This is a genomic window from Chelatococcus asaccharovorans (genome assembly GCF_003201475.1).
Classification (GTDB): Bacteria; Pseudomonadota; Alphaproteobacteria; order Rhizobiales; family Beijerinckiaceae; genus Chelatococcus; species Chelatococcus asaccharovorans.
The window spans coordinates 547,025-561,452 of record NZ_QJJK01000003.1 but is presented as its reverse complement, the minus strand read 5'-3'; the positions used below and the strand labels follow the sequence as shown (position 1 = coordinate 561,452).

General features: G+C 64.5%; 12 protein-coding genes. 4 read left to right on the top strand and 8 right to left on the bottom strand.

Annotated elements, in window-relative coordinates; translation table 11 throughout:
• The first annotated feature begins 550 nt into the window (after positions 1-550).
• Complete coding sequence (gene kce, locus C7450_RS10005; RefSeq protein ID WP_110374277.1) at positions 551-1,483, top strand: 3,5-dioxohexanoate:acetyl-CoA acetone transferase; 933 nt, start codon at positions 551-553, stop codon at positions 1,481-1,483.
• A 556-nt stretch (positions 1,484-2,039) separates the two neighbouring features.
• The gene (locus C7450_RS10000; RefSeq protein ID WP_110374276.1) at positions 2,040-3,428 is read left to right on the top strand and encodes an enoyl-CoA hydratase-related protein; all 1,389 of its coding nucleotides are present in this window, start codon (positions 2,040-2,042) and stop codon (positions 3,426-3,428) included.
• A gap of 26 nt (positions 3,429-3,454) precedes the next feature.
• Here C7450_RS10000 and C7450_RS09995 read toward each other — a convergent pair whose 3' ends face one another.
• The 7 genes from C7450_RS09995 to C7450_RS09965 all read right to left on the bottom strand — a co-directional run bounded on the left by C7450_RS09995 (position 3,455) and on the right by C7450_RS09965 (position 11,556).
• Positions 3,455-4,915, bottom strand: a complete 1,461-nt coding sequence (locus C7450_RS09995; protein WP_110374275.1) for a pyruvate carboxylase — start codon at positions 4,913-4,915, stop codon at positions 3,455-3,457.
• 4 nt (positions 4,916-4,919) lie between these two features.
• Positions 4,920-6,287: an acetyl-CoA carboxylase biotin carboxylase subunit gene (locus C7450_RS09990; RefSeq protein WP_110374274.1), complete on the bottom strand. Its 1,368-nt coding sequence runs from the start codon at positions 6,285-6,287 to the stop codon at positions 4,920-4,922.
• Between the two features lie 16 nt (positions 6,288-6,303).
• Entirely contained in the window at positions 6,304-6,807 is a 504-nt protein-coding gene (gene accB, locus C7450_RS09985; RefSeq protein WP_110374273.1) for an acetyl-CoA carboxylase biotin carboxyl carrier protein, read from the bottom strand.
• Positions 6,808-6,907: 100 nt separating this feature from the next.
• Complete coding sequence (locus C7450_RS09980) at positions 6,908-7,624, bottom strand: ABC transporter ATP-binding protein (RefSeq protein WP_110374272.1); 717 nt, start codon at positions 7,622-7,624, stop codon at positions 6,908-6,910.
• Positions 7,621-9,405 carry a branched-chain amino acid ABC transporter ATP-binding protein/permease gene (locus C7450_RS09975; protein ID WP_110374271.1) on the bottom strand — a complete coding sequence of 595 codons (1,785 nt, stop codon included), beginning with the start codon at positions 9,403-9,405 and terminating at the stop codon, positions 7,621-7,623. Before C7450_RS09975 ends, C7450_RS09980 begins: the two co-directional genes overlap by 4 nt.
• Positions 9,402-10,277, bottom strand: a complete 876-nt coding sequence (locus C7450_RS09970; RefSeq protein ID WP_110374270.1) for a branched-chain amino acid ABC transporter permease — start codon at positions 10,275-10,277, stop codon at positions 9,402-9,404. Before C7450_RS09970 ends, C7450_RS09975 begins: the two co-directional genes overlap by 4 nt.
• Before the next feature lie 100 nt (positions 10,278-10,377).
• Positions 10,378-11,556, bottom strand: coding sequence for an ABC transporter substrate-binding protein (locus C7450_RS09965; protein ID WP_170147169.1), 1,179 nt, complete (start codon positions 11,554-11,556; stop codon positions 10,378-10,380).
• Between the two features lie 298 nt (positions 11,557-11,854).
• Here C7450_RS09965 and C7450_RS09960 point away from each other — a divergent pair, with 298 nt between their 5' ends.
• Complete coding sequence (locus C7450_RS09960) at positions 11,855-12,898, top strand: amidohydrolase family protein (RefSeq protein WP_110374268.1); 1,044 nt, start codon at positions 11,855-11,857, stop codon at positions 12,896-12,898.
• A gap of 7 nt (positions 12,899-12,905) precedes the next feature.
• A complete protein-coding gene (locus C7450_RS09955) occupies positions 12,906-13,694 on the top strand; it encodes an enoyl-CoA hydratase/isomerase family protein (protein WP_110374267.1) in 789 nt (262 codons plus the stop codon).
• Here the strand turns inward: C7450_RS09955 and C7450_RS09950 are convergent.
• The gene (locus C7450_RS09950) at positions 13,681-14,379 is read right to left on the bottom strand and encodes an EthD domain-containing protein (RefSeq protein ID WP_170147168.1); all 699 of its coding nucleotides are present in this window, start codon (positions 14,377-14,379) and stop codon (positions 13,681-13,683) included. The genes C7450_RS09955 and C7450_RS09950 overlap by 14 nt on opposite strands.
• Positions 14,380-14,428: the final 49 nt, after the last annotated feature.

Sequence of the window (14,428 nt, the reverse complement as noted above, 5' to 3'; positions counted from 1 at the left end):
GAAACCGCCGGCCATGATCACCATCCCGTCAAACAGAACATCGTCCAGTGCTGACGAGGCGTCCTCGTAACGCTTATTCCGCATGTACCCTCCCTTTGAATGAGCAGCGCCTGAGTATTTTTAGGCAGCAAAGCCAATCCGAAACGCGTCGGCGTGTTGCCGTGTAGCGCAGGACGTCCCGGAAACCGCCTCGGCCGAGCCTCCCTTGATGGCTCGCTCCACCTGCCATGTTGCGACAACCGCCATATTTCCCGGAAAATATTCGGGAAACGTTTCGCGCATTTGATTAGCACCGTTATGAGAGAACTGAAAGACATAGGATTGCAAAATATAAAATCCGAATATAATTCTGTTTCTGCGCCAGCGACGTGAGCAAGGAGGCATGCCACCGTGATGGGGTTGATCGACCACAGGCTCACACGACGCGGAGGATTGGCCGCCGGCCGCGGCACGATCGATCGCCTTGCCGCAACAGCGCCTCGTCGACAATCACTGTGACATATCGCTTCGCAATGCGGAGAGGCGGTTCGGCACGACAGGAGGAAAACCCATGAAACGCTCTAAGAAGGTCATCATCAGCTGTGCCGTGACTGGCTCGGTGCATACGCCGTCAATGTCGCCATATTTACCGGTCACGCCCGCCCAGATCGCCGAACAGGCGATCGAGGCGGCAGCTGCGGGCGCCGCCATTCTGCATCTGCACGCACGTGACCCGGAGACGGCGAAGCCGACGCAGTCGCCTGACGCCTTCCGCCTGTTCCTTCCGCAGATCAAGCAGGCCTGCGACGCCATCGTGAATATCACGACGGGGGGCGGGCTTGGCATGAGCATGGACGAGCGTCTGAGCGCGGCGAAATGGGCGAAACCCGAACTCGCCTCGATGAACATGGGCTCGATGAACTTCAATCTCTCCGGTGCGACGGCCAGGATCGCCGCATTCAAGCACGACTGGGAAAAGCCGTATCTGGAGAATACCAAAGACTACATCATGCCGAACACCTTCGCGCAGATCGAGCGGGCCATGCTGGAGCTCGGCGATCTCGGCACGCGCTTCGAGTTCGAATGCTATGATACGAGCCATCTCTACAATCTCGCGCATTTCGCCGAGCGCGGCATCGTCAAGCCGCCGTTCTTCGTGCAGGCGATCTTCGGCGTGCTCGGCGGCATCGGGCCGGAGCCGGAGAACCTGATGTCGATGAAGGCGACCGCCGACCGCCTGTTCGGTGACGACTACTACCTGTCGATCCTCGCCGCTGGCCGCTATCAGATTCCCTTCACGACCATGGGTGCCATTCTCGGCGGCCATGTCCGCGTCGGGCTGGAGGACAACCTGTTCCTCAACAAGCGCGAACTCGCACCATCCAACGCGGCGCTCGTCGCGAAAAGCCGGCGCATTCTCGAGGAACTCTCCCTCGACATCGCCACTCCCGAGGAAGCGCGGGCCATGCTGGGCACCAAGGGTGGTGACCAAGTTGGCTTCTAGTGGTTCTGCTCCGACATTTGCATCCGCCTGATACGGGCCTTGGAGCCAATGTCGGAGTCAAGAGAGCCACTAGCAAGTTAATGGTTCTAGTGGAGCTTTTGAATTTGACATTTGATCGAGAGCTTAATGTCAGGCGGGACTCACATGTCAAATTCGCTCCACTAGTGGTTCGGCTCCGACATTTGCATCCGCCTGATACGAGCCTGGGAGCCAATGTCGGAGTCAGGAGAACCACTAGCAAGTTAATGGTTTTAGTGGAGCTTTTGAATTTGACATTTGATCTGGAGCCTCATGTCAGGCGGGACTCACATGTCAAATTCGCTCCACTAGTGGTTCTGCTCCGACATTTGCATCCGCCTGATACGAGCCTCGGAGCAAATGTCGGAGTCAGGAGAACCACTAGTAAGTTAATGGTTTTAGTGGAGCTTTGAATTTGACATTTGATTTGGAGCCTCATGTCAGGCGGGACTCAAATGTCAAATTCGCTCCACGAGGTGACCATACTGCGACCGGTATTCCTGTTGCAGGAGAATGCCGTGGAGTGCGGAGCAGAGCCATGATCGCGAACGCGCCTTTCCATCTCGACCACTTCCGCTTTGAGATGGTGAGGCCGGCGATCGGCCATCTCATCTTCGATTCGCCGGGGCGCAAGGTGAATGTGCTCGGGGCGGCAGCGCTCGCCGATCTGGAGAGGATGGCCGCCTGGCTGCCCGAAAGCGGCCTTACAGGTCTCGTCTTGTCCTCGGCCAAGGCGAGCGGTTTCTGCGCCGGCGCCGACCTTGCGGCGTTCGAGGCGATCCATGCCATGGTTGCGGCGGCTGCGCCGGACGATCGCTTTGTCACCCTTCATGCCCACTTCGCACCCTTCACGCGCGCTTTCCGCCGTCTCGAGACGGCAGGCCCGCCGATCGCCGTGGCGATCGAAGGCCCGGCGCTGGGCGGCGGTTGCGAGCTGGCGCTCGCCGGGCATTGGCGGGTCATGGCGTCTGGGAGTACGGCCGCTCTGGGACTGCCGGAGATCACCGTCGGTCTATTCCCAGCCGGTGGCGGCACCCAGCGCCTTCCGCGCCTTATCGGGCTGGATGCCGCCGTTCCCATGTTGTTCGACGGGACATGGCTGTCGGCGGAAGCGGCCGTCGCAGCGGGTGCCGCCCATGCGCTCGCAGCGCCGGGGGAGACCGTCGCTGCGGCAGTCGCATGGCTGGAGAGCGTGCCGGATTGGCTCCCGCCCTGGGATCGCCCGGGCGGGGTGCCCGCGCCTTCGCCGACGCGACTGGCGGCCCTCCGTCGGGACCGTGAAGCCAAGGCCAAGGGGCACTATCCGGCTGTCACAGCCATGCTCGACTGCCTCGAGCGGGGCCTGTCGCTTCCCATGGACCGCGCCAATGCAATCGAACGCGACGCTCTGGCACGGCTTCTTCTGCGGCCGGAGCCCTGGGCGATGGTGGCGACCTTGTTTCACGGCCGCCAGGCCTATCAGCGCGCGGCGAAGGACAAGGGCCTGCCGCCCTGGCTGGCGCCGCTGGTCGAGGATGTGGGCCGGGCGCTCGCCTTCGAAGCGAACCGCATGGGTCGGGCGCTGGCCGAGCCGGCGGCTGTTCAGGCGGGCTTCACGAAACCTTTGCCGTCCTTGCCGGATACCAACGGACACGCGTCTCGGCCGCCGGTCGTGCCTCTGCCCTCTTGTGCGCCACTGACATCGGCGCAGACCACGGGCTTATGGATCGATGCACCATCCGCCGGCTGGCAGGGACAGGCGGCGCGGCTGTTGTCCCGCGCGCTTTTCGCCGCCGAGGCCCATGGTGCGGGATTGGCGGAGGCGGACCGTCAGTTGGCCGACTATGCCATAGTGGCGGAACTCGGATTTCCCGCCTATCTCGGCGGGCCCTTCGCGCTCCTTACCATGGCAGGAAGCGGATGGGCGAGGGCGCAGCTCGAGGAGTAGCACCCCGCCAACCGCCGCAAGTCTCGTCACGCGTTACGGCGTAGCGAGACGGTCATTCCCGCGGACTTGACCTCGATGACCGGAGAGCGGGTCAATTTCATCAGCTTGCGCACCTGTTCCAGCTCCGGCGACGACAGCAGCGGGTAAGTCGTCTTGACAGGCCCGGCCGCCCGCATCTTGGCGATATCGGCCGCCGGCACGGTCGCGCGCAGGATCAATTCGTCCTCATCGTCGGTCGCGTATTGCTTCTTCAGGTCCTCCAGCGTCGGTTGCTGTGGCGGATTGGCCAGGACGTCCTTGGCACGCGGCGAGGCCATGATCCGGTCGAGCACATTCTCGTCCACCGGCGCGACGGTCTTGCCGTAGAAGCCGGCCGCATATTGCACGACCTCGTCGGGCACCGTGCCGTAGCGCTTGCCCGTGACGATGTTCAGGACGGCCTGGATGCCGACGAGCTGGCTGAAGGGGGTCGCCATGCCGGGATAGCCGAGCTCGCGGCGGACGCGCGCAACCTCGTCCAGGACATCGCCCAGCCGGTCCATCATATTGTGCTGGGCGAGCTGGGCCTTGAAGGTGCCCATCATGCCCCCCGGAATCTGATGTTCGATGGAGAACACGTCGTATTCGGCAAACTGATTGACGAGGAATCCCGCCGCCTTGCCGACCGCCTCGAAGTGATCGGCGACCGGCTTGAAGAGCGATGTGTCGAGCCCATGGCTATGGCCCTTCAGCTCCACATTGCGCGCCATGATCTCGGTGGAGGGCACGGAAGGGCCATTGGCCATGGGCCGGCTTGCCGTGTGGATGATCGATACGCCGAGGTCGATGGCATCGAGATAGGCCTTGGCCGACAGGCCGAGCAGATTGTTCGCGTGCATCTCGATTTTCTTGCCGCGTGCATTTGCCACGATGGCCGGCACGAGCGTTGATAGTCGCTCTTTCTCCAGTACGCCCGCGGTATCGTAGAGCAGAAGCGTATCGATATCGGGTGACGCCGACAGCTGATCAGCCTTGTCGGCATAGTATTCGTCCGTATGGACGGGGGACAGGGCGAACATGATCGCGCCCGCCACCTCGGCCTTGGCCTCCTTGGCGACCTTGGCGAGGCGCGTCATCTTGTCGATGTTGAAGAGGACGTCGTAGATCCAGAAGGATCGCACGCCATGGGCGCAGAGGCGGCGCACCCACAGATCCATCAGCGCGTCGGGCGTAACGCCAAAGGTGACATTGGCGTTGGCGCGCAGGCCCGCCCTGACGGGCGTATGCGGCATGGAGGCCACAAGAAGATCGAGGCCCTCCCAGTAGTTCTCGTGGCAATAGCGCGTCAGCACATCCAGCATGCCGCCGCCGGTCAGGTCGATGGTGCGAAATCCCGTGCGATCGATGAGCGGTGATACGGGCAACGCCATGCCCGCCTGCATGCGAAGGCCCCACAGGCTCTGCTGGCCGTCGCGCATGGTTTCATCAAGGAACTCGATACGAGCCATGGGGCTACTCCGTGTCGGGCCGGAAGGCGGGCAGGCCGCGGTCCTCCAGCCAGCGTGTGGTGATGGTGTTCGCGCGGAAGTCCGGGTGGTCGAGAATGAAGGCGTCGAGCGGCAGGGTGGTGCGGATGCCTTCGATGCGAAAAGCCTTCACGGCCGCGAGCAAACGATCGAGCGCCTCCTCGCGTGAGCGTCCATGGGCGATCAGCTTGCCGACCATGGAATCGTAGAAGGGCGGGACCAGATAGCCCTCGTAGACGTGGCTGTCGAGCCGCAGGCCGGGGCCTTCCGGCGGTCCCCAACGCGTGACGCGGCCAGGGGAGGGCATGAAATCGCGCCCCGGGTCCTCGGCATTGATGCGCACCTCGATGGCGTGCCCGGCGATGGTGATGTCGCCCTGACGCAGGCCGAGGCCCTCGCCGGCGGCGACGCGCAGTTGCAGTCCGATCAGGTCCTGCCCGGTGATGGCCTCGGAGACCGGGTGCTCGACCTGGATGCGCGAGTTCACTTCGATGAAATAGAAGTCGTCGCGGTCCACGTCATAGAGGAATTCGACCGTCCCGGCGTTGCGATAGCGCGCATGGGCGGTCAGCCGGACAGCGGCTGCATGCAGGCGCTCCCTGACAGCGGCCGAGAGGGCCGCCGATGGCGCTTCCTCAATCAGCTTCTGGTAACGGCGCTGGACCGTGCAGTCACGCTCCCCGAAATGGAGGACGTTACCCTCGCCGTCGCCGAGGATCTGCACCTCCACGTGCCGGGCACGCTCGACGAAGCGCTCCATATAGAGCCGGCTGTCGCCGAAGGCGGCTTCCGCCTCGCGCGAGGCGCGCGCGAAGGAGGTTTCTATATCGCTTTGAGACGACGCCTTGAACATGCCGCGCCCGCCGCCGCCCGCGGAAGCCTTCATGACGACGGGATAGCCAAGGGCTTCGGCCGCTGCCTTCGCCTCGGCGACGCCGGCGATATGGTCGGTGCCGGGAACAGTGGGAACACCCGCCTCGAGCGCGAGCGCACGCGCGCCGAGCTTGTCACCCAAGGTCGCGATCGTCTCCGGTCGCGGGCCGACGAAGGTGATGCCGTGCTCCGCGCAGAGCCGCGACAACTCGGGCTTTTCGGAGAGAAAGCCGTAGCCCGGATGCAGCGCGTCACAACCGGTTGCAAGCGCGGCGTGAAGGATCAGATTGACGTTGAGATAGCTCTGGCCTGACGGTGCGGGGCCGAGCACCACCGCGCGGTCCGCCATCCGTGCGCCCAGGCTGTCCTTGTCCGCGGCAGAAATGCCGATGACAGTCTCGATGCCGAGCGCTTCGGCCGCGCGCAGGATGCGCACCGCGATCTCGCCGCGGTTGGCAATGAAAAGGCGCTTGATCGCCATATCCTTGGCCGTCCTGTCATGGTTCGATGTAGAAGAGGACCTGGCCGTGCTCGACCATCTCGGCGTCGTCGACGCACACACGGCGAACCGTGCCCTTCGTGCCGGCCTGCACCGCCGTGAACAGCTTCATCACCTCGAGCAGGCAGATTTCGGTGGAGGCCTCAACCGCCTGGCCGATTTCGACGAAGGGTGCGGCGCCGGGCTTCGGGGCGCGGTAGAAGGTGCCGAGATTGGGGGCCTTCACGGGAACCCAATGGGCCGGAACAGCCTCGCCCTGGGCCGGCGCGGGCGTTGTCGGCCTGGCCGCAGGAGCCTGGACAGCTACGGGCTGCACAGAAATTGCGGGTGCGGGTGCTGGTGCGGGTGCCGCCGTGACGGCCGCACTGCCCGGGTAAAGCCTGGCATTGGGATCGGTCGACAGGAAGAGCTGGAGCCCTTCGATGGCGACATGCAGCTCGTCCCAGTCGGATTCGTTGAAGAGTTCGATCAGGGTGGCAATCTCTTCGGATTTGACGGGCATGTCTTATTCCCTTTCCGCCGCTCGGTGTGGCGTTCTGATCGTGGCGCAGGGCAGGCTTTGTCCATGGCCTGCGCGGTACCGGCTTATCTGTCGCGACAGTTCAGTGACCGAGATAGCCCGTGCGCAGCGCCTCATGCGTCGCTTCGTCATCGACGCCGCCGCGGAAGGAAATCTCGCCCTGATTGATGACGACGATGCTGTCGGCATGTCGCAGCGCATGGGTCGCGAGTTGCTCGAAGACGACCACCGTCACGCCGCCGCGCCGAAGCCCCGACAGCAGGTCATAGACCTTGGCGGTGAGGATCGGCGCCAGGCCCAGTGAGGGCTCGTCGATCAGAATGGCGCGCGGTTCGGCCATCAGCGCGCGTCCGACGACGAGCATCTGCTGCTCGCCGCCCGAGAGCGTGACGGCCGCGCGATGCTTGCCCTGGCGTACCGCCTCGGGCATCAGCGCATAAACCTTTTCGAGCCGCGCCTCACGCACCGCGCGCGGCTGGCCATAGGCGCCGAGCATCAGGTTCTCGTCCACGGTAAGCTGGCCGAACAGCCTGCGGCCTTCGGGGATGAGCGCCACGCCATTGCGGATGAGACCCTGCCGGCCGGCGCGCGCCGTCACGTCAGCGCCCTCAAGCAGGATCTGGCCTTTGGCGGGCCGGATCGCGCCGGCGAGGATCTGCGCCAGCGTCGACTTCCCCGCGCCATTCGGGCCGAGTATCGCCATGAACGTGCCCTTCGGCACATCGAGTTCGATGTCGTTGAGAGCGAGAACGCCCTGATAGCGATGGCCGATGCCACGGGCGGCGAGAAGGGCGCTCATGCGGTCATCACCTTTCTGGCGTCCACGGCATCCTCGCCGAAATAGGCGCGCAGGACTTCTGGATGGTTGCGGATCTCATCGGGCAAGCCCTCCGCCAGCAGGCGGCCGAATTCGAACACGACGACACGGTCGGAAATGCCCATCACCTCCTGCACGGCGTGGTCGATGATGAGAATGGAGACCCCAGCCGCACGCATGCCCTGGAGGATCGTGCGGATCGCGGCGCGCTCGCCGGCGTCGAGGCCGGCGAAAGGCTCGTCCAGGGCGACCACGGAGACGCCCGTGGCCAGCACGCGTCCGACATCGGCGACTTTCTGGATGCCGAAAGGCAGTTCACCGGGCTTCATGTCTGCGACTGCACCAAGGTTGAGCCCGGCGATGATCCGCTCAGCGACTTCGGCCGCCGTCATGTTCGGCAGGCCGTGCGCCCGGCGTCGGGCCGCCCCCTGGAGCGCAGCGACCGCGAATGTCTCGCGGAGCGTGAGATCGCCGAACAGTTCCGCGTGCTGGAAGGTGCGTCCGAAGCCGATGCCGATGCGGTCGGACGGCTTCAGGATCGTGAGATCGACGGGGCCGAGCCGGACCGCCTCGGCGGAGGTCGCTTGATAGAAGCCGCTCAGGACGTTGAGGAAGGTTGTCTTGCCCGCGCCATTCGGGCCGATCAGACCGACTGAGCGGCCCGGCGGCAATGTCAGGCCGACACCCTGCAGGGCCTTCACGCCCCCGAACTCGACGGCGAGGTCTCTGGCCTCGAGGGTTTCGGTTGCCGGCGGCAGCAGCGTGCCGACGACCTGGGCGATGGCGCGGCTGTCCAAGGCCTGGTCGGAAGGCGTTTCCGGCTTTCGTGTCTTTGACCGCCGCTTCAGGGCGGCGCCGATGCTGGGCACGATGCCCTGCCGCAGGAAGAGGAGCGTGAGCACGGTGGCGATGCCAAACACGAATTCGGAGAAGGCCGGCACGTTGCGCGCCATTTCCGGCACGACGACGATAAAGGCCGCGCCGAGGAGCGCGCCGAGCAGGCTGCCTGCGCCGCCGACCACTGTCGCGACGATGAGCTTCACGCCCATGTTCAGGTCGAAGCCCACGGGATCGAGATAGCCTATCGAGAAAGCTATGCCGATGCCGGACAGAGATGCGATGGCGGCTGAAAACCCGAAGGCCGAAGCATTGTCCAGCTGCGGCTTCAGGCCGATGGCGGTGGCCGCGGTTCGCTGGCTTTTGATGGCGAGCCATCGGCGGCCGATGGGGCCGCGGGCGATGATCTCGGTGAGCAGGAAGGCCAGCGTCGCGAGGAGAACGCACAGCACGACAGCGTCGCCGAGGTCGAGTTCGCGGCCCAGCATCAGGCTGATTGCCGGGGTGACGGCAATGCCCTCGTCGCCGCCGGTGACCTCGGTCCAGTGGCCGATGATCTCGCTGGCGGCCAGCGACAGGGCCATCGTCAGGAGGCCGAAGTAGAGCACCGAGAACCGCCCTGCGCTGAGGCCGAGCAGGAAGCCGACGGAGCCTGCGCCGATCATGGCGAGGGGAATGGCCACCTCGACGGGCCAGCCGCGCAGGGCAAGCTGGGCCGAGAGATAAGCGCCGAAAGCGACGAAGGCCATATGCCCCATCGACCAGATGCCGGTGAGACCCGCGAGTGTCGAGACCGCCAGCACGGAAATCGAGACGAAGGCGACCGAGGCGATGACGAACTGGCTGTAGCCTTCGGCGAAGCCGACGAGCAGGGCGACAGCGGCGCCAATGCCGATGATGAGGAGGCTGCGGGATAAAGCGTTCATACCCGCTCCTTTCGGCCGGCGCCGAGGAAGCCGGAGGGCCTGACGAACAGCACCGCGACGATGACGGCGAAGACGATGGTATCGCGATAATTCGCCGAGAGATAACGTCCGGCGAGATTGTCGAGGATGCCGATGGCGAAGCCGCCGATGGCCGCGCCGGGCATGGATGTCAGTCCGCCGAGGAAGACGCCCGCGAAGGCGCGGAAGAGGGCGGCCAGCGTGAGGTTGGCGTTCACCGAGGTGTCCATCGCGAGGAAGAAGGCGGCGATGGCCGCCAGCCCGCAGCCGAGGAACCAGGCAATGGCTGCGATGCGCCCCGGATTGATGCCGACGATGCGCGCGGCGAAGTGGTCCTCGGCGCTCGCGCGCATGGCGACGCCCATGGGCGTGAAGCGGAAGAACCAGGCGACCAGCGCCATCGCCGCCAGGGCGATGCCGGTCGCCACGATCTTGTTCCAGGTCAGCGCGACGCCGAAGACGCTCGCCGTTCCGGGAATGATGGCCGGAATGGTTGTCGGGCGGTGGCCCCAGATCGCGCCGAGCGCAGCATGAATCACCAGGCCGAGCCCGATGGTGACGACGAGCGCGATGAAGAGGCTCTTGTGGCCGGCTCCCAGCGGGCGGATCAGGAACCGTTCTGTCAGGACGCCCGTTCCGCCGGCGACGACGATAGCGATCAAGAGGCCGCCGGCGACCGGCACGCCAAAGCCGATGGCCGTGACCGCGATATAGACGCCGAGCGTCGCCATATCCCCGATGGCGAAATTCACCGTATCAGTGGAGCGGAAGATGATGACGATACCGAGCGCCAGGAGCGCATAGGCGGAACCGCTGACGATGCCGGCAGCGATCACGGGCAACAGGTCGTGCATGGGACCTCATTGGAAAGAGGGGGCTCGTTCAGACCGTCTCGCGATCACAAGGAGAGGCGCAAGCCGTCACAGCAACGGCTGCGCTTCCTGCTGGAGTGCGTTACCAGTTGGATAGGGCGTCCACGAATGTGCCGGCCGTAGCCCACTGACCGCCCTTGATCTCGACCGGAATGACTTCGGTCGTGCCGAGGTGCCGCTCTGGCGTGACCGTGACCTTGCCGATGATGCCCGTGTCGAAATCCTTCAGCGTGTTGAAGCCTGTCATCAGGCTCTCGCGTGTGAGCGGTTCGCCGGCGTTGCGGATCGCCTCGGCGGTCACCATTGCAAGCGCATAGGTGAGGAGCGAGCCGTAGTCGGGCTTCTCGTTCGGCGCGAATTTGGCGAGCGCCTCCCGATAGGCCGCGACGGCGGGTGCATCGCTGTTAACGGGGAGCGTGAGCGAGACGCTGCGCAACCCTTCGACGGCTTCGCCGCCCAGGGTAATCAGGTCATTCGCGACATTGCCGCCATAGGTATAGAGGCTGGTCTTGACCTTCTGCTGCTTCAATTCCTTGGCGAGCGCGACAAGCTCCTGCATCGTGCCGATGAAGACGACGGCGTCAGGCGTCTTGCCGGCCAGTTCAAGCGCGATCGGCGCATAGTCCGTGGTGCCGAGCTTGACGGGAACCATGGTGACTGTGGCGTCGGGGATGGCCGATTTGACGCCAGGTCCCACATTGGACGCCACCTTTTCGTAGGCCGCGACGGCCGCGTGCACGACGGCGACATTCTTGTGCCCGTCCTTGCCCGCCCAGCGGCCGACCGCCCGGGCCTGATAGTCGAGCAGGGTCTGCGCGCCTACGATGAGCGGCCGCGGCGGCTCATACCAGTCAAGCGCCCCGGCATAGGGCATGACGAAAGGTGCACCCTCCTGCTGGAGGTAGGGAAAGGCTGCAGCGCTCGGCCCGGTGCCATAGGCGCCCTGGATGGCCAGCACCTTGTCGCGGTTGACGAGTTTGCGCGCGGCAGCGACCGCCTGCTGCGGATTGTAGGCGTGATCCTCGGTGATTACACGGATCTTGCGCCCGTTGATGCCGCCTTCGGCATTCAACTTGCCGTAGAAGGCCGTCTGCCCGGCGACTCCGGGCACGCCATAGACGGCGAAGGGGCCGGTCAGGGCCGACCAGGAGCCGAGGGTGATGGTGTCGGCGGTGACGCCCGGCCCGTCCGCCCGGGCGGGAGCCATCGCCAGATTGGCGGTCAGGACCAGAGCCGCGAGCCCATACTGCAGATGTTTCATGGTGTCCTCCCTCCGAAAGGCGCCGCGACAGGTTTGCGGCATCTTCATGCGTGCAATTGCATTTTTTCCGAATTATTTTCGTGTTAGATCTTCGTTGCGGCTTTGTCAATGCTTCGCCCTGGCCCTGCACGACGAAAGACATGGGTTCTCTCGTATGAAAGCCATATCTATCTGCTGTTGGCAGGCTTTCGACATGCGGCGCCTTCCCGATTTCGGGAGGCGCAACAGGCGGGCGCTTTGACAGATATGCGTAGAGCAGGATATTACCGAATAAACTTCGATTTTATGGAGGTCGCCGATGGCGCTCGAGTTTACCGGGGCACTTCGCTATCCCAACCCGAGGGTGGAATGGCTGGCCTTGCAGGATGAGGATATCCTCGATCCGTCGCTGCCTATCGTGGATCCGCACCATCATATCTGGGCGCAGGAGGGCAATCCCTATGGTGTTGCAGATCTCGCCGAGGATATCGGGCACGGCCATCGTGTGGTTGCGACCGTCTTCGTCGAAGCCCATTCCAGCTACCGCATTGAGGGCCCGGAGGAACTGAAGCCGGTTGGCGAAACCGAGGCCATTGAGAAGGCACTCGCGGCGCGGCCGGATCTAGCCGATCGCGGGCTCTGCCGCGGGATCGTCGGCAAGGCCGATCTTACGCTCGGCGGTGCGGTGGAGCGCGTGATCGCGGCGCATAGCGCGGCATCGCCGGAGCGGTTTCGCGGCGTGCGTCACCTCGTGACGCGCGATCCCCATTTTCCGAATGGCATCGCCCTGCGGCCCTCTCCGGAAGGGCTCCTGAAGCGCATCGATTTCCGCGAGGGCCTGGCGACCCTCGCCCGCCACGGTCTGAGCTTTGACGCGATGCTCTACCACAGCCAGCTCTCGGATCTGATCGAGGTGGCGCGGTTCCTGCCGGAACTGGCCATCGTGCTTGACCATTTTGGCTGCCCGCTCGGCGTCGGGCCCTACAAGGGACGTGAGGACGAGACGTTCCGCCAATGGCGGGAGAACATCCGAATGCTCGCTGCCTGCCCCAATGTCGCGATCAAGATGGGCGGCATGGGCATGGTGGTGACGGGCGCGACCTGGCACGAAGGCCCGCGTCCGCCATCCTCCGGCGATCTGGCCCGGGCCTGGCAGCCGCTGGTCGAGACCGCGATCGAAGCCTTCGGCGTGGACCGCTGCATGTTCGAGAGCAACTTCCCCGTGGACAAGGGCATGTTCTCCTATCCCGTCGTGTGGAACGCCTTCAAGCGGCTCGCCGCGGGCGCCAGCACCGCCGAGAAGGCCGCCCTGTTCCACAACACCGCGGTGCGTGTCTATCGCCTGCCGATCCCGCTCGTTTGAGGTTGCCATGCAACACAAGTTCGGTTCTTTCACGATGACAGTCGACGTCGACGGTGTCGCCTCCGTCGTCTTCTCGCGTCCGCCGGTCAATGCGGTGTCGATATCGGTCTATGAGGACATCGGAGCGCTCTGCGGCGCCATCGAGGCAGAGCCCGAAATCCGTGTCGTGGTGCTCACGGCGCCCGATGGGGCGAAGGCGTGGTGCGGCGGGGCCGACCTCAACGATTTTGTCGGGATGACCAGCGAGAAGCGCAAGGAGCGCTACCGCTTCATCAACGAGCAGATCCCACGGCTCGGCAATCTGGAACGGCCCATTATCGCCGCGATCAACGGCGCGGCCATCGGCGTCGGCGTCATCCTGGCCGCGCTGTGCGATCTCCGCATCGCGGCGGAGGATGCGGTCTTTGCCTGCCCGGAAATCGACTATGGTCTCGTCGGCGGCGGCTCGGGGCTCCTTGCATCGCTCAATGTGCCGCAGGCGAAGATCCGTGAGATGTATTTCACGGGTGAGCGCTTCACGGCGCGACAGCTCGAGACGACGGGCTTCTTCAACTACGTTGTGCCGCGCGCGGACGTCCAGGCCAAGGCGATGGAGCTTGCGCGGACGATCGCGGGAAAAAGCCTGCCCGCCATCCGCGCCCGCAAGGTCGCGTCCATCGCAGAGGCCGGCCAGGATTGGATGGATACCTATCTCGACTGTCAGGCGCTGTCGGCCGATCTCGTTGCGGGCATCGACAGCGGCGAGGGTGTGCGGGCCTTTCTTGAGGGGCGCAGGGCACGTTTCATCGATCGTTGAAAAGGTCGTGGAAGACATATTCATCGGCGATGAACGACATTTGCCCATCGTCGGTGAATATGTGCGTCCGCTCCTCCCGCGTTTCGCGGAAATGGGCGTGCATGTCGTTCTCACTGTCGAACCAGAGCGACTCCATACAGTCGATGGCGAGCGGCTCCGCAACGGCGGCGCCAGGCAGGCGGAATGTGCCCGCGATGGCATGATCGACCCGCCATCCCCGGGGAGAAATGCGACCCGGACGGCTCACCATCTGTGCAAGCAGCATGCGCTGGCCGGCTTCGTCGAGCCCCGCGGGACGCCGCGACAGGGTGATGACCTTCACAGGCGCCTTGCCGGCGTTCAGCACCTGTTCGGTGGCCGCGAAGGAGATTGTCCGGTTCATGTCGATGAAATTGCGTTCGTCCGGGGCAATCCGGTCCCGGTACACGTCCGTCGCGGAGAAGGCGTCCTCGTTCGGCGAGGAACCCGGCAGCCAGAATTCCGCCATGCCGGCAAAGGCGAAGGGAGAGCCCACAGGCCCCGCCGCCATGACATGGTTCTGCACATAGCGCAGGCGCCAGCTGCGGTAGCCCGGTGAGCCGGCGACGAGAGGACCGTGGATCTCACGCCAGTGATATCGAAACGCCGCATCCGACAGGCCGGGCTTTGCCACGAGGAAGGCGATTTTCTTGATGGAAGGTTTCATATTCATCTCGCACGCGGCCAAGTCCCGCCTGAACCGACTGTTCAGGCGG